This is a genomic window from Micromonospora sp. WMMD961 (assembly GCF_029626145.1).
Lineage (GTDB): Bacteria > Actinomycetota > Actinomycetes > Mycobacteriales > Micromonosporaceae > Micromonospora.
Map to the genome: position 1 here is coordinate 5,870,830 of NZ_JARUBJ010000002.1, position 20,990 is coordinate 5,891,819.

At 68.6% G+C, this 20,990-nt stretch carries 24 protein-coding genes; 2 read left to right on the forward strand and 22 right to left on the reverse strand.

Annotated features, from left to right (window positions below; translation table 11 throughout):
• Positions 1 to 25: 25 nt before the first annotated feature.
• Positions 26 to 1,540, forward strand: coding sequence for a hypothetical protein (locus tag O7614_RS26600; RefSeq protein WP_278141159.1), 1,515 nt, complete (start codon positions 26 to 28; stop codon positions 1,538 to 1,540).
• 68 nt (positions 1,541 to 1,608) lie between these two features.
• Here O7614_RS26600 and O7614_RS26605 read toward each other — a convergent pair whose 3' ends face one another.
• Positions 1,609 to 2,073 carry a hypothetical protein gene (locus O7614_RS26605; protein WP_278141160.1) on the reverse strand — a complete coding sequence of 155 codons (465 nt, stop codon included), beginning with the start codon at positions 2,071 to 2,073 and terminating at the stop codon, positions 1,609 to 1,611.
• 191 nt (positions 2,074 to 2,264) lie between these two features.
• Here O7614_RS26605 and O7614_RS26610 point away from each other — a divergent pair, with 191 nt between their 5' ends.
• Positions 2,265 to 2,513, forward strand: a complete 249-nt coding sequence (locus O7614_RS26610) for a hypothetical protein (RefSeq protein ID WP_278141161.1) — start codon at positions 2,265 to 2,267, stop codon at positions 2,511 to 2,513.
• A gap of 52 nt (positions 2,514 to 2,565) precedes the next feature.
• On the opposite strand, the gene O7614_RS26615 is transcribed toward O7614_RS26610, so the two are convergent.
• From O7614_RS26615 to O7614_RS26715, 21 genes are all read right to left on the reverse strand, one after another.
• Entirely contained in the window at positions 2,566 to 2,865 is a 300-nt protein-coding gene (locus O7614_RS26615; protein WP_278141162.1) for a hypothetical protein, read from the reverse strand.
• Positions 2,866 to 2,882: 17 nt separating this feature from the next.
• The gene (locus O7614_RS26620) at positions 2,883 to 3,770 is read right to left on the reverse strand and encodes a hypothetical protein (protein WP_278141163.1); all 888 of its coding nucleotides are present in this window, start codon (positions 3,768 to 3,770) and stop codon (positions 2,883 to 2,885) included.
• A gap of 3 nt (positions 3,771 to 3,773) precedes the next feature.
• Positions 3,774 to 4,166: a dCMP deaminase family protein gene (locus tag O7614_RS26625; protein WP_278141164.1), complete on the reverse strand. Its 393-nt coding sequence runs from the start codon at positions 4,164 to 4,166 to the stop codon at positions 3,774 to 3,776.
• Positions 4,163 to 4,513 (reverse strand): DUF2746 domain-containing protein, encoded by a 351-nt coding sequence (locus O7614_RS26630; protein ID WP_278141165.1) that lies wholly within the window; start codon positions 4,511 to 4,513, stop codon positions 4,163 to 4,165. The genes O7614_RS26625 and O7614_RS26630 overlap by 4 nt, the downstream gene beginning before the upstream one ends.
• A gap of 19 nt (positions 4,514 to 4,532) precedes the next feature.
• Positions 4,533 to 5,891, reverse strand: coding sequence for a fibronectin type III domain-containing protein (locus O7614_RS26635; RefSeq protein WP_278141166.1), 1,359 nt, complete (start codon positions 5,889 to 5,891; stop codon positions 4,533 to 4,535).
• Positions 5,892 to 5,902: 11 nt separating this feature from the next.
• Positions 5,903 to 6,589 (reverse strand): hypothetical protein, encoded by a 687-nt coding sequence (locus O7614_RS26640; RefSeq protein WP_278141167.1) that lies wholly within the window; start codon positions 6,587 to 6,589, stop codon positions 5,903 to 5,905.
• A gap of 71 nt (positions 6,590 to 6,660) precedes the next feature.
• Positions 6,661 to 6,906, reverse strand: a complete 246-nt coding sequence (locus O7614_RS26645) for a hypothetical protein (protein ID WP_278141168.1) — start codon at positions 6,904 to 6,906, stop codon at positions 6,661 to 6,663.
• An 18-nt stretch (positions 6,907 to 6,924) separates the two neighbouring features.
• On the reverse strand, positions 6,925 to 9,225 hold the full coding sequence (locus O7614_RS26650; protein ID WP_278141169.1) for a hypothetical protein: 2,301 nt from the start codon (positions 9,223 to 9,225) through the stop codon (positions 6,925 to 6,927).
• Position 9,226: 1 nt separating this feature from the next.
• On the reverse strand, positions 9,227 to 10,084 hold the full coding sequence (locus tag O7614_RS26655) for a phage tail domain-containing protein (protein ID WP_278141170.1): 858 nt from the start codon (positions 10,082 to 10,084) through the stop codon (positions 9,227 to 9,229).
• Positions 10,085 to 10,088: 4 nt separating this feature from the next.
• A complete protein-coding gene (locus tag O7614_RS26660; protein ID WP_278141171.1) occupies positions 10,089 to 13,544 on the reverse strand; it encodes a hypothetical protein in 3,456 nt (1,151 codons plus the stop codon).
• A gap of 3 nt (positions 13,545 to 13,547) precedes the next feature.
• A complete protein-coding gene (locus O7614_RS26665) occupies positions 13,548 to 13,853 on the reverse strand; it encodes a hypothetical protein (protein WP_278141172.1) in 306 nt (101 codons plus the stop codon).
• Between the two features lie 65 nt (positions 13,854 to 13,918).
• The gene (locus O7614_RS26670; RefSeq protein ID WP_278141173.1) at positions 13,919 to 14,263 is read right to left on the reverse strand and encodes a phage tail assembly protein; all 345 of its coding nucleotides are present in this window, start codon (positions 14,261 to 14,263) and stop codon (positions 13,919 to 13,921) included.
• A 126-nt stretch (positions 14,264 to 14,389) separates the two neighbouring features.
• On the reverse strand, positions 14,390 to 14,944 hold the full coding sequence (locus tag O7614_RS26675) for a hypothetical protein (RefSeq protein WP_278141174.1): 555 nt from the start codon (positions 14,942 to 14,944) through the stop codon (positions 14,390 to 14,392).
• A 70-nt stretch (positions 14,945 to 15,014) separates the two neighbouring features.
• On the reverse strand, positions 15,015 to 15,509 hold the full coding sequence (locus O7614_RS26680) for a hypothetical protein (protein WP_278141175.1): 495 nt from the start codon (positions 15,507 to 15,509) through the stop codon (positions 15,015 to 15,017).
• Positions 15,509 to 16,003 (reverse strand): hypothetical protein, encoded by a 495-nt coding sequence (locus O7614_RS26685; RefSeq protein WP_278141176.1) that lies wholly within the window; start codon positions 16,001 to 16,003, stop codon positions 15,509 to 15,511. The genes O7614_RS26680 and O7614_RS26685 overlap by 1 nt, the downstream gene beginning before the upstream one ends.
• The gene (locus tag O7614_RS26690) at positions 16,003 to 16,338 is read right to left on the reverse strand and encodes a phage head-tail adapter protein (protein ID WP_278141177.1); all 336 of its coding nucleotides are present in this window, start codon (positions 16,336 to 16,338) and stop codon (positions 16,003 to 16,005) included. Before O7614_RS26690 ends, O7614_RS26685 begins: the two co-directional genes overlap by 1 nt.
• Positions 16,335 to 16,793, reverse strand: a complete 459-nt coding sequence (locus O7614_RS26695; protein WP_278141178.1) for a hypothetical protein — start codon at positions 16,791 to 16,793, stop codon at positions 16,335 to 16,337. The genes O7614_RS26690 and O7614_RS26695 overlap by 4 nt, the downstream gene beginning before the upstream one ends.
• Before the next feature lie 73 nt (positions 16,794 to 16,866).
• Positions 16,867 to 17,907, reverse strand: a complete 1,041-nt coding sequence (locus tag O7614_RS26700; RefSeq protein ID WP_278141179.1) for a hypothetical protein — start codon at positions 17,905 to 17,907, stop codon at positions 16,867 to 16,869.
• 73 nt (positions 17,908 to 17,980) lie between these two features.
• Complete coding sequence (locus O7614_RS26705) at positions 17,981 to 18,505, reverse strand: hypothetical protein (protein ID WP_278141180.1); 525 nt, start codon at positions 18,503 to 18,505, stop codon at positions 17,981 to 17,983.
• A gap of 2 nt (positions 18,506 to 18,507) precedes the next feature.
• Complete coding sequence (locus tag O7614_RS26710; RefSeq protein WP_278141181.1) at positions 18,508 to 19,554, reverse strand: hypothetical protein; 1,047 nt, start codon at positions 19,552 to 19,554, stop codon at positions 18,508 to 18,510.
• Positions 19,551 to 20,966, reverse strand: coding sequence for a phage portal protein (locus tag O7614_RS26715; RefSeq protein WP_278141182.1), 1,416 nt, complete (start codon positions 20,964 to 20,966; stop codon positions 19,551 to 19,553). The genes O7614_RS26710 and O7614_RS26715 overlap by 4 nt, the downstream gene beginning before the upstream one ends.
• Positions 20,967 to 20,990: the final 24 nt, after the last annotated feature.

Here is a 20,990-nt window from a genome sequence, read left to right on the forward strand (position 1 = left end):
CCCACCCCCTGGCACAAGGAACCACGTGAGAGTTATCCAAGCGCACACCGGAGCGCCGGTCGTGCCGGTCCCTCAGCGAGGGGTCATCTACGTCGACCCGGCCCTCAGCCATGAGACCGTGGTCCGACTCATCCAGCGGTCACTTCCCTTGGCTCACCCGGACGCCATCGCGCACTGGGTGGAGGCGACCATCCCTACAGCGGAGCCACTGAACGGCCGGCGGGCCACCAGGCGGACCGTGGGTCGGCGATCGGTTGGCGCACATCGCCAACCCGTCGTCACCCTGTCCGACCGGGTGCTTGGCGCGGGCAAGCAGCTTGCCGGGCTCGTCGCTGCGGCGACGCTCGGAATCATCATCGCGCCGGTGGTGGCCGGCGGAGGGGCCATCCCGGCGTCAGCGGCAGAAGCGTGGAGCAATCCCGTCTTCAGCTCGGTGCAGACCGGCTCGGACTGGTCCTGCTCGGGCACCGACAACGCGGACCTGGTTGCTACCTGCGTTGCCGGCGACGGCGCGGTCATGCACGTCGAGGCGTGGGTGGGGCCGGACAGCCTCACCTTCATCTTCGACTACAACGACCCGAAGACGAACCAGCACCACCGCAACAAGATGAAGGTCTTCAGCAGCCCCGATGGCGTGGACGCCATGCGCGCGTCGGGCGGCAAGGGCGAGGGGCTGTTCCCGAACCTCATCGCTGGTGAGCGGTGGGCTCTGTGGGGCAGCGACCGCGTCCGCATCAACCGGTGGGCCCAGGGGCTCGGCGCAACCGTGGTCGTGCCTGCTGACATGACCGAGGCGGCCTACGCGATGGGCCTGATCGTCAAGCCCGGAGAGGGCGGAGAGCCCCGCAACCTGGAGGCGCTGAAGACGGTTCCGATGGAGCTGCGCTCCGCCGTCGTCAGGATCGTCACGGGTGACGAGAGCTTGCCCACGACGGTCCTCGATCCGCTCGACGAGGCGGCCGGCGTCACCCTTCCCGTCGCTCCGCCGCCGACGAAGCCTGTCCTGGTGCCGGACCAGCCGGCGGACAGTGGCCCCGTGACGGAGCCGCCGGCTTCGGACCCGCCGGTCGTCGAGCCTGATCCGCCGGTCATCCAGCCCGTGCCGGACTCGCCCACCAGTCAGCCCGCCACGCCCCCGACGACCCCTCCAGCCGAGCAGAACCCGCTTCCGCCCGCGGAGACGAAGCCGCCCGTCGAGACCACGCCGCCGGTCGAGACTCCGCCCCCCGTGGAGACGACTCCGCCCCCCGTGGAGACGACTCCGCCAGCGGAGGATGAGTCCCCGGTCGAGGCGGACCCGCCTGCCGAGGAGGCACCGGTCGAGGATGCGCCTGCGGACAGCGAGCCGCCGGCCCAGGACGAGACGCCGGCCGCGGAACCAGAAGCGCCAGCACAGGACGACCCACTGAGCGACCCGATCGAGGTGCCGGAGGACGAGCCGACGCCCACGCACGACGAGGTCCGCAACGAGCAGCAGACGGACCCGCCGATCTTCCAGCGGGTCGCCGCCAGGCACTCGGTACTGGCTAACGCCGCCTGACGCTAGACGCGAAGAAGGCCCCCGGCATCTCTGCTGGGGGCCTTCTGCATGAGGGGTCTGAGACAGGGTTAATCATCGGCAGCTCGCCGCCTACGGGCTGCTGCCTTCGTGGGCTGGCGGACAAGGCCGTTCCCGTCTTGCGCTTCGCGCGGGATCAGGTGGAAGCCCTCCTCGGTGTCCGGGTCGTAGTGCACGACGGCGTTGTTGTCCGCCAGGTCGCGCAGGAAGCCGTTCACCCGAACCTCTGCGCTGGCGTTCAGCCGCTTGCCGGCGCGACGCCGCCCCTCCTGGCGCAGGCAGTAAAGGTAGTAGTTGTTCCGGTGCTTCCACTCAACCGACCACGGCACCAGCTCGTTGTCGGCGACGGCGCGAGCCTCCAGGCCGTGCTGCCGGCGGAAGTAGGACCAGCCCGAAGCGCTGATCCTGATCCCGTACTTCCGCTCGTGCTCCTCCGTCATCCAGGCGTATGTCTTGCCATCTTCGATCCAGCGCTTCGCCTCGTCGGCGTTCTGGATTCTCGGCCGTGGTGCCACTTCAGGTGCCCCCTTGTTAAGTCCTGCCTGAAAATACGATCAGCGCTTCGCGTAACGCCGCATGTTCAGGTTACAGCTTCAGGCGGATACTGCAACCTGAGCATAGCGATGGCTATCGTTTAAACGCAAGCCGTTCCGTGCCTGCTAAGGTTCCAGCGTCCGGTTTCCGCAGGGTGATCAAGGGGGTTGCAGTGGCGATCATCGAGGTTGAGGTCTGCGACACATGCAAGAACCCGAAACGCCCAGTGAAGGCATACAGCATCGAGCGTGACGGTCAGAAGGTTACGACCGTCAGGTGCACCGTAGATGGCAGGGTCTTCGAGCAGGTCTTCCGCGACGCGGAGGCTGCGGCTGAACCCACCCCCACGGCGCGGCGGCGAGGTGGACGCGGAGTCAAGACGCTGGAGCAGATCGAAGCCGAGAAGGCCCGCAAGAACTAGGCAAGACGAAGCTAGCGCCCCACCTGCGATGAGCAGGTGGGGCGCTTCGTGCTTACTCGCTGGCGTCGGACAGCCAGGGGACGTACTTGTCGATGAACGCCTTGACCGGCGCGGCTTGCATGGCGAGGGTGACCAGCCGTGCGCCAGTGGCGATCGGAACAGCCACCGCCACCAGGGCGGCGTAGGTCTTCGCGTCCACCTTCCCGACCAGCATCTCCAGGGCCACCGGTACGGCGACCATCAGGACGGCGCAGGCGGACACGAAGCTCTGGAAGGCAGTGCGTATCCGGCGCTTCCGGCTGGCGTCCGGGGTCTCCGGCGCAGCGTGCGAGGGAACGTAGGTGTCGGTCACGGGTGGGTGCCTCCTGATCAGAACTTGCCGGTGTTCAGGCGCTTCTGGAGCGCCTTGACGGTGTTGGACACGGGGGTCGAGAGCAGGCCGTCGACCGGGACGCCCAGGTAGCGCTGGAGGTAGCGGGCGGTCTGGTAGCGCCGGCCGTCCTGGCGGATGCCGTCGCCGTCGACCACCAGTCGGGCACCGTGCGCGTTCAGGTGCCGCTGCACCGCCTTCACCAGGGCGGATGGCTTGCTGATCACGCCGTCAGCCTCGGTGCCCATGATCTGCTGCCAGCGCTTGATGGTGGCCGGGCCGAGCTTGCCGTCCACGACGAGCTGCGCCGGCTTGGCCGGAGGCTTCGCCGGGGGCTTGGTCGGAGTGGACGCCGGCTTGCCGACGAGCTTGCCGCCCCGGGCCAGGTACGCGGCCAGGGTCTCGCCCGACAGCACGGAGAGCAGGGCCAGCTTGTTGTCCTTGCTGGTGTTGAACTCGCGCAGCTCGGACAGGTGGATGTGCCACAGGTGGCTCTTGTCGGCGCTGGTGGACTCGGTGCCCTTGGCGAAGTCCCAGCCCTCCACGCCGCCGTCGTTGTCGGTCTGGCCGAAGAACTCCCGCCAGCCGGCCATGCGCGGGTCCTTCGCCTTGCCCGCCGCGTAGAGCCGGTTGCTGTACTTCTTGATGATCGTGTAGTTACCGCCCTGAGCAGACTTGCTGGTGATGTCGATCGCCGACGCCTTGTCGCTCGGGCCCTTCTTGTCCGCGGCGAGCTGCACGCTGTAGTCGCTGCTCGGCAGGTTCTTGCGCTTGTTGTGGTAGCCCCGCTTGTCGGCGTAGATGCCGGCCAGAACGAGATCCTTCGGCTCCAGGGCGACGATGTCCTTGGCCAGTTGGCCCATCGAGTCGTCGTAGTGCTCTGCCACTGATCAGACCTCCAGGTCAGGGGTGACGACCCGCGCGATGCCGGCAGCCGCGATCAGGCGCGAGCACTCATGGCAGGGCGGGTCGGTGATGTAGAGGACTGCTCCGCGGCTCGCCTCGAAGCCGGCCCGGAGAAGGGCGTTCGCTTCGGCGTGCACCGCGACGCAGTTGGAGTACGAGGAGTCGGCGGCGAGCTGGTCGTAGCTCAGCCGGCCGCGCGGGCACGCGCCCGCGGTCAGGCAGCCAGGCACGCCGGACGGGGCACCGTTGTAGCCGGTGCCCACGATCCGGTGATCCCTGACGACGACCGCCCCGACCTGGCGTCGAGTGCAGTCGGCTCGGGCCGCGACAGCGACCGCGATCCCGAGGTAGTAGCTGTCCCAGTCGGGACGGGTCACGGCTTGGTGTTGAGCATCAGCAGGTCCACCCGGCGCTCGACCTCCAGGCGCTCGACCCGCTCGTGGCGGATCTCGTCGCGCAGGCCGCCGATGTCGCGGGTGTGCTGGCGCTGTCCTTCGAGGAGCTGTTCGAGACCGGCTATCACCCGGTCGACGTCGTCCCGCAGGTTGGTCTTGTGGCTGTTCTGCACCTGGTCACGGGCGGCTGAGGCGTGATCCTTGACCTCGGACAGCTTCTTGTTCTGCCGGCGCAGCAGCTCGACGAGGACGCCGATCAGGCCGACGACGACTGTGCTGCCGGCCGTGATGAGGGACTGCTGAACCGGAACCTCCAGGGCGAGGCTCATGGGGTGCACGCGGGGTGTCTCACTTCCAGGTAGTCCCGTCGCCCGCCTTGACCTGGCACAGCACCCACTTCGATCCGTCCCCGACCCACACGATGGCGTCGAGCCACTTCGTGCCGTCGCCCACTCGCAGCCCGGACAGGGTCGTGAAGGAGGCGGTCGAGGACCATGCGCCCGCGCCGGCTGCGTTGTTCGCGCGGGCTCGGGTGAAGTAGGTGGTGCCCGGCAGCAGGCCGGCGAGGGTGGTCGACGAGCCAGGGGCGGTCACGGACGCCGGGTCAGTGAAGCCCGCGTCGGTCGCACGCTGGATCTCGTAGTTCGTGATGGCCGCGCCGCCGTTGTCGGCAGGGGCGGACCAGGACAGCGAGGCCGAGGTGGGGCCGATGCCGCTGACGCTCGGCGTGGCCGGCGCGCTCGCGGTCGTGATCGTGGTGGTGAAGGTCCGCGACGGCGACCACTCGCCGAAGCCGACCGCGTTGTGGGCCCGCACGCGGACGTACAGGACGGTGCCCTTCGGGAGACCCGTGACGTTGAGGCCGGTTGCCCAGCCGAGGGTGCTCCAGTCCGCGATGACGTCGGTGAAGGCGCTGTTGCGCGAGACCTGGCCGGCGTGCCCGTCGACCGGCGTGCCGCCCTGGTCGGAGGGGACGGACCAGGCGACCCACGCCTGCGTCGACCCGATGCTGTCGACGACCGGTGCGGCAACCTGACCCGGGACGGTGGTGCTGGTCTTGAAGGTGGCCGTGCCGGAGACGCCAGACCAGCCGGCGGCGTTGTGCGCCCGGAGACGGGCGTAGAGCTGCGTGCCCTTCGGTAGCCCGGACAGACTGCGGCTCGTCGCCCAGGCACCGCTCCAGGTCTGGATTACGTCGGTGAAGTTCGCGTTGCGGGAGACCGCGCCGTCCATGCTGTCGAGGGCGCGGCCGTTCGTGGCGGGCGTCGACCAGGAGAGCGAGGCCGTCGTGGGGGTGACCGAGCTGACGGCCGGGGTACCCGGCGCACCAGGTGGGGCGGGCGGCCGAGCCGGCAGGGTCAGCGACCGCGTGTGGCTCGGCGTGCCGCCGTTATACATGCCCGAGATCGAGGCGGTCCAGGTGTAGGTGGGCCCGCCGTCGTAGTCGATGCCAGCCGAGAAGTCCCGGCTGTAGATGAGCTTCGTCGCGCCCGTGCCGGACAGGTTGTTGTCGAACGACCCCGACCCGCCGCCAGTGCCCGAAACGCTGTAGTTCTGGTTGTCGTCGAAGTCCCAGTTCTGGTCGTAGACCTTGACCCAGACCCGCAGCGAAACCGTGACCGAAGTGCTGCTCGAACTCGGAGTCGAGGTCCAGCAGTCGATGCCGACCTGGAGGTGCCCCTCGGCGGAGCCGTAGGTAACTGCCACTCAGTGCCTCCTTAGCTGGTCGGCTGAATCCAGATGCGGTCAGCCGTGGGCGTGCCGGATGGCGTGGTCTTCGAGACCGTCACCGTGAAGCCGCCCCAGCGGATCGAGTTGTCGACCGTCGCGGGGATCAGGTCCACCCAGCCGGAGCCGTTGTGGAACTCCCACTTGCCGGTGTCGAGGTTGATGCCGAGCCGGCCGTAGCGCGGGCTCGTTGGGCGGGTGCTGGTGCGCCAGGAGCCGACCCGCTGACCGGCGAAGGGCCGCTCGTCGGTGACCTTGTCCGGCGCGATGGTGAGCGCGTTGGCGTCGACCGTGACCCGAGCGAGCGCCATCTCGTACAGGCCCGTATCGGTCTGCGTCAGAGACGGGACGCCAGCGCCGGGCGTGCCCGGCAGGACCGCGAGGTTGATGCCGTTCGCGGTCGGGTCCAGGCGGAGCACCACACGGTCGATGCGTGCCGCGCTGGTCGACGCGCCGATCGTCAGCGGCTCAACGGCGGTCGAGCTGACGGCGTGACCGCGCTCGATGGCGTAGCCGGGCTGGACCTTCACGTTCATGCCGGAGCTGTCGGCGCTCACCTGGAAGCCGGTGCCGGTGATCGAGTCCACCACGCCGGAGTCCTGAAGCTCGCGGAACAACCGGCTGTACTGCGTCTCGCTGGTGTCTTGGTCGTCGAAGGGGTACGAGGTGATAGCCACTGAGTGGGTCTCCTGCGGGCATGGGGAAGCCCCCCCGAACCGCGTGGGCTCAGGGGGCTTCGGAAGGGAGGTCAGTCGGTCGTTTCGATGTCCGGCAGGGGGAACGGGTCCTCGGGCTCCGGCTCCGCGGCGGGCGGGTCCATCGGCGGGGGGTCGTACAGCGAGGCGCGGGCAACGCTGTTGACAGGGATGCGGATGACGATCCGGCCCATGGGCTCCCAGGGGACGTCCGGGTCGGGCTCGATGCCCTCGATGACCCACTCGTTGGTAGCGGTGTCGAGGCTCGTCTGGTTGATCCAAGGGCCGATCAGGGCCACGTCTGTTACCTCCGGTTGTCAGTTCTCAGCGAGGAACGTGATGCCGTCGAAGCTGTGGCTACCGGGGCTGCCGATGATCACGCAGACTCGGCCGTCTGGATACACGTCGCCGCGAGCGATGGTGTTGCTTCCGTTCAGGGATGCGTAGACGGTGCGGAAGCCGGGTCGGCAGCCGACCGGGAGCGTGAAGCTCGGCGCACCGCCCTCCGAGTTGATGGTTCCGCCTCGGACCACCCCGCCGATCTCGACCTCGCCGCCTGGTCTCATGCGGAACCGAGCCGGACCGTAGCCGCTGAGCTGGCTCCAGCCGTTCTGGTAGGTCGCGTAGGTCCAGTCGCCCGTGTACCAGACGCCCCGCTGGAGCAGAACGGTCTGCGGGGAGGTCGGTGTGGCCGGCACTGCCGCGAGGCCGATTGAGCCCCAACGCTGGGCGGCCGGCTGGCTGTTGCCGCCCCGCCAGTCGTCGTGCTTGACGTCGATGCGTACGGACCCCGCGCTCGTCAGGCCGGTGCAGTACAGCTCCAGCGCGTGCCCGCCGCTGAGCCCGTTCAGCCCGACGATGCGGGCGAGGGTGAACAGCGGGGTGTCCTGGTAGCCGGAGCACTCCTCCACCGAGATCGTGGCGCGCGGGGAGTTGAAGGCCACGCTGGCGCGCAGCCGCAGGAAGGTGTGGTTCTGGTCGCTGCTGATCACAAACTCAGCGGCGGCCTTCGCGCCGGCTCCTGTGTCGGCACCGAACGAGGCGATCCGGTACCACTGGCCTGCGGTCAGTGCGCCGGTCCTGGCGTAGTAGCTGTCCTCGTTGTAGGCCAGCTTCTTCCAGGGCCGCCAGCCAGTGGAGCTGTGGTAGGTCCGTCGCCAGGTGTCGTCGGTGTTCGCGTAGTGGTGAAACCACTGCTGGCACCGGTTGTCGGCCCAGTAGTTGGTGACGACCGTGCCGTAGCTGTCGCCGACCGACCAGCCCGCACCCGTGGTCGTCCCCATCACGGAGATGCCCAGCGGGTACTTCCCTGCGGGCGGGTCGGCCTCTACTGCCGCGTTCGTCGGAAGATGCTGCGCCAGTTCCAGGATGTCGGTCCGAACGTCCAGGCTGTTGACTTGCGTGATCAGGTCGCCGACCTGCGGCTCCAGGTCGGTGTTCGCCTCGGCGTTGCGCTCCAGGGCGCTCACCCGCGACTCGGTGTTCTGCACCCGCTTCGCCAGCGCCGCGTCCGGGTTGAAGCCGGACGGGTCGCCGAGCACCGCGCCCAGGCGGAAGCCGTCCTTGTCGACCTTCAGGATGTAGCCGGTGACGGTGGTCGACAGCTCTTGCTGCTCGACGACGACGCCGACCTTGTCCCCCACGTTCCAGTGGACGCCGAAGTCCATGCTGCTGTCTTCCATCGGCACGACCTGGACGGCGAGAGTGGAGGCTCCGTCGTCGGCCAGGCGCTCCAGCCCGGCCTGGCGCAGCTCCTCGATCTTGTCGGTGTTGCGCTGGTCGACGAAGCGCTCGATGCGCCGGCCCCAGTCGCTCTCGCCGGCCAGGGACTCCGCCGTGGTGACCTGGAGGAACTGGCGATTCACGCCTTCGTTCTGGCCGGCGACGATCGCGCGGGTGCTGCCCGGCGGGCTGATCGCCACCTTGTGGCCGGCGAGGGTGTTGTTGCGGATGTCGAGGCGGATCTCCGCGCTGCGATCGGCTACCGCGCTGGTCTCGAAGACCAGGACGTTGCCGCGTTGCACGATGCGGAAGCCCAGGTTCGCCGTGGCGGCCAGCTCGGAGAGCAGGTTGCCCAGGACCGGGAAGCGGGCGCTCTTGGTGGTGACCGGGCCGCGAGCGAGGTTCGCGCCCATGGTGAGCTTGGCGACCAGCAGGCCAGAGGTACGCCGGGCCGCCGGAGCACCCGGGCCGATGTTGGCGGATACGAAGGCGTGCATCAGCGTCTCGGCGTTGCCGGTGCGGATGTCGTGCGCCTGCGTCTGCGTCTCGGGGTCGGCGTTGCTCGGCTGCGGGAACGCCAGCGCGTCAGCCAACAGGACCGTGTCGTCGACACCCTCGAACGTGACCAGGCCCGCCGGGTCCGTCGCGGTGGCCTGGTTCTCCGGCTTCACCGTGGGGCCCGAGAACAGCACGTCGCTCGGGCCGGTGACGATGATGCCCGAGCCGGGCTGGCGCAGAACACCCGCGAGGGGGTGCTCCGCAGCCAGCCTCAGCTTCCAGGTGCCGACGTTGTTGTGCAGGTCGGACAGTTCGAGGTCCAGATCCTCGGGTCGGATCTGACCGATCCGGGCGAGGCTCTTGTCCCGCACTTCGACGGTGATGTCCGCCAGCTTCACGTCACACCACCATCCTCTTGCGGGGCCGCCAGGTGCACGTGATGGAGCTGGCGGTGGTCGTCGACTCCAGTGAGGCGGTTGCCTCGGTGATGCCCGGAGGAACGCTCCAGAGCTTGGGCGCTGCGGCCAACTCGCCGTAGCGGTTGCGGCCGAGGTTGTCGACGACAGCGCCGGTCTGCGTGTCCACGGTCAGCGTCTCGCCGGCCGCGAGGGTGCCCGTCCAGGTGAAGCCTCGGCCCACGGCAGAGACCGCCGTGAAGTTGCGGCCAGGGCCGACCACGGTCCACAGCGGGTAGGCCGGCGCGGTGCCGGCGTTCTCCAGCAGGATCGTGCCGATGGCCTGGCTGGAGCTGACCTTCATGCTGGCGAGCTTGCCGACCAGGCCGCGCCCGGCTCCGGCGTTGGTGATCTTCTTCGAGATCGACCGCGAGTAGGTCCAGTACGGGTCGCCGGCTCGTACGGTGATGACCGTGCGGAGGTCGCGCTCGCCGTTTGTGTCGATGCCGTAGGCGTAGTTGCCGCCGGCCACGAAGTGGACCTTCGTCGACCAGTCGTTGCCGTCGTCCTCCACCAGGCGGAGCGTGCACTCGCCGTCGAGCATGATGGCCAGGCGGTCCAGCAGCTCGGTCAACTGCTCGCGGTTCTGGCCGGCGAGGTAGAGCGGCAGGTCGATGTCGCGGGGGCGGTCGCGCTTACCCCGGAAGCGGGCACCGTCGCCGGCACCCTCCAACCACTGGGTAGCAACCTCGGGCAGGCCCAGGCCAGTCACGCCGGCAAGGGCCTGCACGCCAACGTCCTTGTTCAGGACATCGTCGAGGTTGAACACGTCCGCCGCCGACTCCAGTTGAAGTCGAGGCACCTACTTACCACCCCCACCTTGCGCGTCCAACCGCGGCGAACAGGTCTTCCTCTGCGTCGAGGGACTGGTTCGGCGCGGCGTTGTAGATGAACTGCTTGATGACTGGGCCGTCCGTGGAGATGTCGCCCATGGCGGCCGACAGCTTGGCCGCGAGGCTGCGCGAGGCAGCGCCGCTGACCGAAGGGCCGGTGATGGCCATGCCGCTGATGTCGGCGGTCAGTCCCGCCAGCGAGCGCCGGACGGCGTCGTACTGGGATTCCATGCCGCGGATGAAGCCGCCGATGACCAGGCGGCCGGCGTCGACCAGGAGCACCCGGTCAAGGGACTCGGGGCCCTTCCAGTCGGGCAGGCTGGACGTCAGGCTGCCCAGGGCTCCCTGAACGTTGCCGAACATGCCCTTGATGCCGTCGATGAAGCCCTGGATGAGCTGCTTGCCGGCGCTGACCAGCAGGTTGCTCATGTTGCCCAGGGCGGCCTTCGCCTTGCCGGGCAAGTCCTTCAGGGTGCTGACGACGTCACCGATCTTGTCGCTGACCGTGGTCTTCACCGCGTTGAACGCCGTGGTGACCGTGCTCTTGATCAGGCTCAAGCTCTCGGTGAAGTTGCCCTTCATGTTCCGCAGCCCGACCGAGATCAGGTCGACGATGGCGCTCATGGCCCCGGACAGGAACGACGTGATGCTGTCCCAGATCGACGAGAAGAACGACTTGATGCCGTTCCAGATCGACGACCAGGCGGAGCTGATCGCAGAGCCGGCGACCTTCAGGGCGTTGAGGATGCCGACCAGGGCCAGGCTGAACAGGCCGGAGATGACGTCCCAGACGCCGGACCAGACCTGCTTGACCGACTCCCAGACCGCCGACCAGTCGCCCCGGAAGGCGGCGGACCAGGCGTTCCAGATCCCCATGACGATCTTGACGACGCCCTCGAAGACCTGGGCGATCGACTCGATGGCCGCGACCAGGATGTTGATGGCCTGGCCGGCGACGAACTCGATGGCCGGCGCGAGCGCGGTCATGAGCACCGAGACGACAGCCGTCAGGATCTCGATCACCGGGGCGAGCGCCGCGCTGAGGCGGAGGAAGGCGTCGACCAGCGGGGGCATGGCTGCCGTGATGACCTGCGTGATCACCGCGAGGAGCGGCGTCAGGATGGCCATCACGAGCTGGAGCAGTGGAGCCAGGAGCGGCATCACTGCCGCGAGGAGCTGCGCGAACAGGGTTGCGATGGCGGCCAGCACAGGGGCCAGCGCCGTCACGATCTGGGTCAGTGCGCCGCCCAGGATCTCGATGATCGGCATCAGCACCGGCAGGAGCGAACTCAGCGCGGGCAACAGCGCGGACAGGACCGCCGCGATGAGCGGGCCCAGCGCGGCCAGCAGCGTGCCGACGACCTGCGCCAGCATGCCGAGCACCGGGCCGACCGTGGAGACCACGGGTGCCAGGGCGGCGATGCCCTCCTTCAAGCCGTGGAACATCGACGACAAGCCCATGGAGAAGGCAGGGTCACCGAGCGCCGTGGCGATGGCGTCGAGCGCGGTGCCGACCACGATCGCCGCCGTGGGCAGCACGTTGGTGAAGGTCGTCAGCAAGGAGCTGAACATCCGCTCCAGAGCCGGTCCGGCGGTCTGGCCGATCAGGTCCATCGACTCACGGGTGGAGCGGAAGAACTCGGCGAGCTGCCCCTTGAAGACCGGGCTGTCTGCCGCCTTGGCGATGGCCCCGAGGGTCACCGCCATCCCACCGAGGGTGCCGCCACCACCGAGGGTCGCTGCCTCGGACAGGCTGAGGAAGATCGACCCGAGAGACTTCAGGACGTCCGCGAGCTGCAAGAAGGCCGTGATGCCGTTGTCGACCCACGTCTTCAGCTCGCCGCTCGCGCTGGCGCGAGTGAGGAAGTCCGAGAACTTCTGGGTGATGTCGACGAACCACTGAGCGAGCCGGGGAAGGTACTGCGACCCGAGGTCACCCAGGATGGCGATGATGTTCGCCAGCGAGCCGGTCGAGTTGCCGGCGATGTCGATCGACTTGCCGAGGTTGGCGAACATCCCTTCGAGCCGGCCGTCAAGCGCCTTGCTCAGGGAGTCGGAGAACTTGCCGAAGAACTCGCCGGTCTTGGTGCCGATGAGCGACATGCCGGCCGCGAACTGCGGGAACAGGGTGGCGACCATGTCCCGCATGGGCTTCGCGGCCTTGTCCCAGAAGTTGTCCGAGATCGTCGCCCGCAGCTCATCCCAGCGGGCCTTGAGGCCGGGGACGTGCTTGCTGAAGTCCTGGAAGGCGACGCCTGCGGCGATAGCCCCGAGGGCCATGCCGCCGAACAGGCCAGGCAGCGCGAGCGCCGCAGGGGCCATGCTGATCAGCGCGCCGGCCAGGGAGAACAGGGAGCCGAGGGCGTTGGCCGCCGCGCCGCCCAGCGTGACGATGGCCGTCGAGATCGCGCCGATCTTCGGGGCGCTCTTGTCCAGGTCGCCCAGGGCCTCGCCCAGCTCTCGGACGTACGTGGTCACCACGCGAGCGCCGGAGAGTCGGTTGATCGCGGCCATGGAGGCGGCGAGCGCGGCCTCGTTGACCTTCGGGTAGATGTGGACGAAGCGGTCCCGCGTCAGGGTGGCGAGCGTCTTCCAGGCGTTGGCCCAGAAGGGCATCGAGACATCGGGCTTGATCTCAGCCTTGAGCTTGTCGATCTTGTCCTTGATGTCGTCGATATCGCGGTTGACCTGAGCCTTGGCCCGCTCGTCCATCTCCGGCGTGATGACGGCCTTGAGGTCTTCGAGCTGGTCGAGGTAGCCCTCGATCTGCCGCATGACGGTCTTGATCTTGGCTTCGTCGAGCTTCGTGCTGATCGGGATGTCGGCGAGCTGGGAGACGATGCGCTGCCGGATGGCGTTGGCCGCCTGGCGGTCAACCTCCACCTGGAGCTGGATCTTGCTCTCCAGCTCGGCCTGGATCTCGTCGCGCGCCTTAATCAGCGACGGCCGGTCGAGCTTCACGGAGAAGTCGATCTTCTCCATCTCGACGAGCTGCTTGTTGATCTGGTCGATGGCCGACTCAAGTCCGGCCTGCGACTTGCGGTCGATCTTCAGGTCGAGGGTGGCGACCTCGTCCAGGCGCTCCTTCAGCAGGTCGGCCGCCGCGTTCAGGTCGTCGCGGTTGAGATCGACCTTCAGCGTGGTGTTGTCGAGCTTGTCCAGCTCGGCCTGGACCTGGCCGATGGAGCGCATCAGCGACTTCTGGTTGTCCAGGTTGACGTTGAGCGTCAGGTCCTTCATCTGGGCCTGTGCCTTGGCCCTGGCCGCCTTCGCCTGCTGCGCGAGGCCGGTGTCCTTCAGCTCGATGCGAGCCTCCACCTGGAGGCCCTTCTCGATCAGGTCCAGCTTCTTCTGTGCGTCACGGCGGAAGTCGTCGGTGTCCGGCAGCACCTTGACGCTGATCCGGCCGATGATCGTGCCGGCGGGCATGAGCTACCTCCGTGTCATGCGGTGGAAGATGTCCGCGACGGAGACCGGCTTCTTCTGCTCGGCCTCGGCCGCAGTGCGCTTCGGCCGAGGCCAGGCCGGGAAGTCAGGGCTCTTGCCCTTCTTCCAGTTGCCGGTGGCTCGGGTGTTGGCGTTGAGCGCGTCGTAGGTGTCTGCGGCCAGGTGGCGGTCAACGCCCCAGCCGTAGTGCTCCCTGCCGCCGGACGCGAGGGCGGAGGTGAGCGAGGTGTCGGGCAGGCCCAGCGCGAGAGCGAGCGCGAGGCGAGGGGCCGGACCGCGACCTTCAACCACGTCGACCAGGTCAACCTGGTAGTGACGCAGGAGATCGGGGTACAGCCCCTCGCCGTACTCGTCGATCAGGCGTCCGAGCCCGAGGCTTCCCCCGCCTGGGTGCCCTTCACGTAGCTCTCGAAGACCTCGGCGAGCAGGGCCAGGTCACCGCCGAGCGCCTTGATCAGCTTGTCCGCCTTGGTCTTGCCATCGACGACCAGGCGCAGCGCTTCGGTCAGCAGCTCGCCCTGGTCGGCGTCGTCGTCCTCGGCGTTCAGCCGCGACTGCACCGCGAGAAGCGCGTCCCGGTTGGCCTTCGCCAGGCGCAGCGGGTTGAGCAGGCGAACGGTCTCGTCGCCCAGCTCGATGTCCAGCGAGCCGTACTTCGCCTCGGCGGCGGCGCGGATGGAGTCAAGAGTGATCGTGGCCATGGGGTAGCGGACCTCCAGGGTTGGGATGGAAGAGAAGGCAGCGGACCGAGAGGGGAGCCCCGAAGGGCCCCGCCCGCGACGGGTCCGCTAGGCATCGCGGGCGGGGTGGCTTGCGTGAGGCGCGGCTCAGGGGGTCGGCGCGTCGCCCAGCGGCGTCACCGCGTACGCCCACTCGTTGGTGCCGAGGATCATCGGCTTGACGCCGAGCGGCAGACCGGCCAGCGACTCGGTGTCCGACAGCGACATGTCGTCGTTGCGGTACACCTCGGCCTTCGGCGCGTAGAAGCCGAACAGGTTCTCGCCGTCCACGAAGACCACGAGGAACGCGCAGACGGTCGGCACCGGGTCCTGCGGGACGCCGAGCAGGCCGTTGGCCAGGGTCGGGGCGTTGGAGCCGTAGAACAGCTTCAGGCCCGGCGTGTCGAACTGCTGGAGGGTGTACGCCCAGGTCTCCTGACGGGGGCTGTACTTCGTCCTCAAGCTCTTGTTCTGAAGCGTGCCCAGGGTGGTCGCCTCGCCGCCCTCGGAGGTGATCGTGAAGATGTCCTCCAGGCTGGTGTGGCCGACCTTGTCCCACGGCGTGGTGATGGCGGTCAGGTCGTCCGGCAGCTCGGTGCCGGTCGGCGCGGTGTAGAAGTTGCCACTGCCGATGACGAGAGTGGCGTCGTCGTTGAGTGCCACGAGGGCGGCTCCTTGAGGACATGCCGAAGACCCCGCTCACGGCTTCGTGGCGGGGTGCTGGGCGAGCGGGTTAGGGGAGGAAGGGGCGCTGACGCGGCTTGCGGATGGCGACCCGGTACTGCGTCTCGTAGCGGATGACGCCCGTTGGCAGGTCGGCGTACTGGACCGGCCCGGTGGCCGTGGCCCAGTCAGTGGCTCGGCGCGGGGCCGACGTCATGCGGACGCTGATGATCCGGCCGCGACCCGGGACCGCCTTGCCCGATAGGCCGGCGTCGCGCAGAACCACGCGGACAGCCTCGGAGAGGATCGCCGCGTCCTCGTCGCCGTCCGGGTCCTCGGCGAAGCACTGGACCGTCACGTCCGCCTCGTCGGTGAATCGCTGGTCGGCGCTCCACTCCCCGAAGTGCGGGATGCGGCGAGGCAGCACCAGGGGGAACTTCTGGTCAGCGGTGATGAGCGACTGCACGGGCACCCCGGGCAGGCCCTCACGCAGGATCGGAAGGAGAAGGTCTTCGACGGGGCTCAGCTCGGCGAGCGCCCGCACCTCGGATGGGATACCGGCCATCAGTCAGACCCCCCGGTCCTGCGGGCAGCCTGCCGCTTGCGGTAATCGACCTTGATGCGCTTCGGCTTCGTCCGCACCGGCTTGGCCGCGCCCTGCTTGCGGGGCAGGTTCGTCGCCCGGTGAAGGATGAACGTGCCCTCCATCGCGCCGTACTCGACCTTGCGGACGTTGCCGCGCTGGTCCTCGATCTCGTAGTAGCCGGCGGCCCGGCCGTACTCGATGGACAGGGCGGCCTTCTCGCCGCGCTCGTCGGAGAGCGTGACGTACCAGTCGACGTCGCCGTGCTCGACCAGGATCTCCGCGTGGCCGTCGTCGCCGTCACCTTGGGCGGCGTCGTTGTCCAGGTGGGCCTGCACCAGCAGTGCGTCCCCCTTGGCCTTGGCCTCGAAGGCATAGTCGGCCAGCCACGCCTGGACCTCGATCTGATTGGCCAGCGCTTCCTGGACCTCCATCCCAGCGCCGACACCCTGGACGCGGCGGTACACCTCGGCCATCAGGGGCGCTCCCGCAGGTCCAGGGACCAGTGCCGGGTATGCCGAGTGCCGTGGTGGTAGGCCGGCGGCGTCACGACGTCCCAGACCGTTCCGCCGTACTCGACGCGGGAGTACAGGTCGACGCGCTCCAGGTCCGCGGCGGTGCCGATGCGGATCACGTTGATCTGCTGCTGACCAGGGACCTCGGCGCGAGCTGACCGCTGCGGGATCGCCCAGACGCGCACCTCGTGCACGTCGTTCGGATCGGCTACGCGGATCTCGTTGCCCCGGTTGTCGGTGGTGACCTTGGTCTTCCAGATGCGGGCGAGCTGCCCGCGCCGTCGTTGCAGGCTCACCAGGGATCAGCCCCCGACCAGAACTCGAAGGGCTCGTCGGTGCCGGCGGTACGCACGGTCGTCTGGGTCGGGCGACCGGGGCCGCCGCGCCAGGCGGTCATCGGCACCGAGAAGATGCCGACCGCGCCACCCGCGAGGGTCTTCAGGAGACCCTGCTCCTCGCGGGTGAAGTAGACGCTGCCGGCGTCGCGCCCGTGCGCGTCGCTCCAGGACAACGTCTCGTCGCCGGCCCGCGAGGTGGTGTAGCCGTCAGGGTTGCGCAGGTACCGCGCACACGCCTTGAGGACCAGCGAGCGGACCAGGCGGGGCGCGGCGTCGGCATCCCAGTCCCGGCCGTAGGCGCGAGCCAGCTCGGAGGCGTCCTCAAGCGCGCTGTCCGCGATCCGCTCCTCGTCCTCACTCAGTGCCCAGTCCAGGCGGGCCTTCAGGTCGTCGAGCGAGGCGAAGGGCTCCAACTGCGGTCTCCTTACTCACGAGGGGCGAGCAGGGCCGATGCCAGCCTTGCAGCATCGGCCCTGCTCAGAGAGGTCACGCAGCCTTGGTGCCGAGACCCGTGATCGTCGCCAGCTCGTTGTCCTCGGCCGGGGTGCGGCCGATCGCGGCGCGGCCGGCGGTGCCGTTCGGCAGCGAGTCGGTACCGTCGAGGTCCAGGCGGATCGCCCGCACGAAGTGCTCGTACTGGCCGACGAAGCGCTGGTTCGAGGCGTTGGTGCCCACCAGGATGTCGTCCACGTACCGGAAGCCCCGGTAGGTGTTGAAGATCGAGCGGTCCTGGAAGCGGGTGCTGTCGTAGTCCCGCAGCCACCGGATGGCGACGCCGTTGTAGCTGGCGCTCGCGCCGAACGGAACCGACTGCGGCACGCTGGGCGCACCGGTCAGGAACACGAACGCGCTGTCCACCATGGCGACGGCCATGGTCGGCGGAAGCTCCTGGGCCACGACGAAGTTGAAGCCGTAGCGCCGGCCGAGGGTGGCCTCGCGGAGCTGGGAGACGGCCTCGGCCTCACCGACGTTGGACGCCAGGTTCAGCTTCTCGTCCTCCAGGAGCGCGGCCTCCCAGTCGGTGCCGACCAGGATCGTCCGCGCGCCCGCCGGGACGTGCAGCTTGTTCATGGTCGCCCGAGCCCGGATCAGACCGGCCTTCAGGTTCTCCGAGTCCACACCGAGGGAGACGGTGTACGGAGCCTCCACAAGCTGCTCGGTGGCCAGGGCCTCCAGGCCCTTGCCGATCGCCTCGGTCTGCTTCCGCGCGAGCTTCGCCCAACCCGGGAGGTCGAACTCGTTCTGCTCGTCGGTCAGCTTGACCGCGTTGTAGATGTCGCCACCGAAGGTGACCGCGATCTTCCGTTCCTTGTACTCGTCGAACTGGATCTCGGTCGACCGGTCGTTGCGCCAGCCGTAGGTCCGCCACGGCAGCACACCTTCGACGGTGATGTTGATGGTGTCGTTCTCGACACCCTTGAACTGGTCGATGCCCTCGCGCCGGAACACGGCCGGCACGACGAGGGACTGCTCCAGGAGGACCGCAGCGGTTGCGGCGATCTTCTCGGGCTTAACTACCTGGTGCACCACTGGTTGGCCCTCCTACGGGCATGAAGAAGGCCCGAGTCACAGCGACTCGGGCCTGCGGTGTTGGGGTTGGTCAGTAGCGGCGGGTCATCGCCTCGCGGGCCGCCTTGACGGGGTCGAAGGCACCCTCGCGGTCGGAGGGGTCCAGGCCGCCGCTCAGCTCGTCGGGCTCGCGCTCCTCGGTGGGGGCGAACTTGGCGAGGTTCTTCGCGTCGGCGACCAGCTCCTCGCGGGTATCGCCGACCAGGCGCGCGGCCAGCTCCTTCGGGAGGCCCACCTCATCGGCGACATCGCGCACGAGGATCTGGCGCTCCAGCTTGGCGTTCGTGTCCTTGAAGGCAGCGATGGCCGCCTCCATCTCCTGCGGGGTCTTGGCTTCGGCGAGCTTCGCCTCCGCCTCCCGCAGCCGGGTCCGGTAGTTCGCCGACTCGGCGTTTGCCTTGGTCAGCTTCTTGCGAGCCCACTCGGGCAGCTCGTTGTCGCGCTCGTCGACCTCGGCCTCCGGGGCGTCCGGCTTGTCGGCCGGCTTCTCCGCAGGGGTCTCGGGCGCGCTCTGCTCGGTGGTCTCGGTGCTGGTGCTCTCGTCCGGCTTGGACACGGTTACGCCTCCTGGGCTGTCTGCTGCCGCGCCGCCTGGGCGCGGTCCTTCTCTTGCTCGCGGATGAACTTCCGCCAGGCGCGCACTGCTGCCTTGCCGGACAGGCCAGCCGTCACCTGGGGCCAGAGCTTCTGGTACTCGCGGTTGAGCGCGGTCAGCTCGGAGGTGGCGTACTGCTGCTTGTCGTAGATCGGCTCGGCGTAGCAGTGGCAGTTGTTGTGGTACTTATCGCCGTCGCTGTACTCGGCACCGCGCTGGCTCTTGTAGGCCACGCCTCGGCTGATCAACATGGCGCACCACCCGCAGGGGGTTCCGGTGCGCGAGAGCCGCACGTAGCCGATGACGCGGCGGTCGCGTTCGGCGTATCTCCAGACCGTGCCGCGCGCACCGTCGAGGGTGACGCGCTCCGCGGTGGAGGACTGCTGCCTGCCGGCGGCCTGGTGCGCCTCGTCGCGCTGCTCGTCGACCTTCTCGGCCGGCTCCCGGGTGTCGACGTCCAGGAGCTTCTTACGCATGAGCAGCGGCCCGGCCTTGATCAGGGAGTCCCGTGCTTCCTGCTCGGCGGCGCGCTCCAGGCGCTCCTCCTCGCGGGCGGAGTCGGGGATCTCCTCAACCTCGATCAGCTCCTCGTCACTACCCGAACCGGGACGTGACTGTGAGTCATCAGCCGCCGGCGTGGTGCGCTCCCGGCCCTCCAGGGGCTCGGCGAGCGGATCACCTGCCAACAGCTCGAACTCACGTCGGAGCATGGCCAACGTGACGTACTTCGGTTCCGGTCGACGCGGGTCCGCGACGGTCTTGCCAGTACGCAGAGCGCGAGCCAGCCGGTAGTAGGCCATGGCCAGATCGCGCGAGCGCGACCGGCGAGTCATGACCAGGTGCACCGCGTCAGCGAGCCACCTCGCGGCGGTCGCGGCGGTCGTGGTCGGAGGTACGCCCGCCCAGAGCTTGAGGGCGTCCTCGATCGTGGCGGCACCGATCTGGGTCAGCGCGGCGTGGAAGGCGACGGAAGCCTTGTCAGCCTCCGCCGCCCGCGCTGCCGTGGTCACGCCGGAACGCGCTCACGGTCGCCGGAGCGCTCGCCGCCGGCCCGGTGAAGGGCCTCGGTGAACTGGCGCTCCAGGTCGTCTTCCTTGACGATGCGCTCCCACTCGTCCAGCTCGTTCTTCGTCGCGTTCGGGACGCGAGGCCAGAGGCCGCGAGCGGGGATCTGGAGCTGTTCACGCAGCTTGCCGAGGGCGTCCGCGGCCTGCGCCAGGGAGCGCTGCTCCATGTCGCGCCACAGCACCTCGCCGGAGTAGTCCTCGGCGGAGGCGGTGATGCCCTCCATCTCGGCGGCCAGGCGGAAGACCCGCTCCCAGCTCTCGCCGAACGACTTGCGGAACTCCTCGATCTTGCGAGCGAGGGCGGTCTCCGCGGCCAGCAGGGCTTCCGCGCTGAGGTTGGCGATCTGCCCGAGGAGGTGGTGCGGCGGGGTCTGGCTGAGTGCCGACAGGTGCCGGATGCTCATGTCGATGCTCTCGATGAAGCCGCCGAGCGGCGTCTCGTCGAGGGTGTCGAACTTGACCGTGTCGTCCTCGGCGAACAGGAACCGCGAGGCGTTGACGTTGACGGGCAGCGGGATCGGCTGGCCCTTCTCGTCGAGCTTGATCTCGCCGTTCTCGTCGCGCTCCAGGGGCGGGGCCATGCCGGTTGCGGTGCGGACCTTCGTCGAGCTGTAGGTCTGCGCCACCAGCAGGTCGAAAACCGACTGGTTGATCCGGTTCTGAAGCTCGATCATCGGGCCGATGACGCCGCAGGTCCGGCCCTCCAGGTCCACCGCTGCGGCGAACCGAGTGACCGGGCACTCCTTCGCGCCGTGGGCCTTGACCTTCTTGACGGTGACGCCCTCGTTGTCGCCGAGCGACTTGAAGATCACCGCGTACTCGCGGGTGCCGTCCCACATCCGGGCCTTGCCCCGGTCCTCTTCGCCTTGCGGGAAGCGGGTGACCGTGAGCGCCGCGTAGGGGACGTGGTCGTTGGCGGGGTCCTCGAAGACGGCCGAGGTCCGCATGGCGCTCAGGCCCTTGGTGCGGATCTTGCCGTTCCGCAGCTTCTCCGTGACCGTGAAGCTGTGGCCGTAAGCCAGCGCGCCACGGTGCACGGCGATCTGCCGGGCGTCGAGCCGCGACTCCTGCCAGTGCCGCCACTCAGGGAGCACGCCGTCCTTGGGCCGCTCGCTCTGGTTGCCGCGCCGGAAGCTGTCGACGTACATCGCCTGCGCCGGAGTGCCGACCAGCAGGGGCATCCAATTGGAGACACAGCGTCGCGCCAGGAGCTTGTACTCGTCCGAGCAGTTCTCCGGCATGTACGGGTCGTCATGAGCACCCTGAAGGTAGTCATCGATCCGCTGGAGCGCGTCGAGATCCTTGTGCAGGATGGCCAGCAGTTGCTTCGCCAGGCCGGCGGGGCTCGTCGCCATGTTCATCACCGTCCTGTCAGCCTT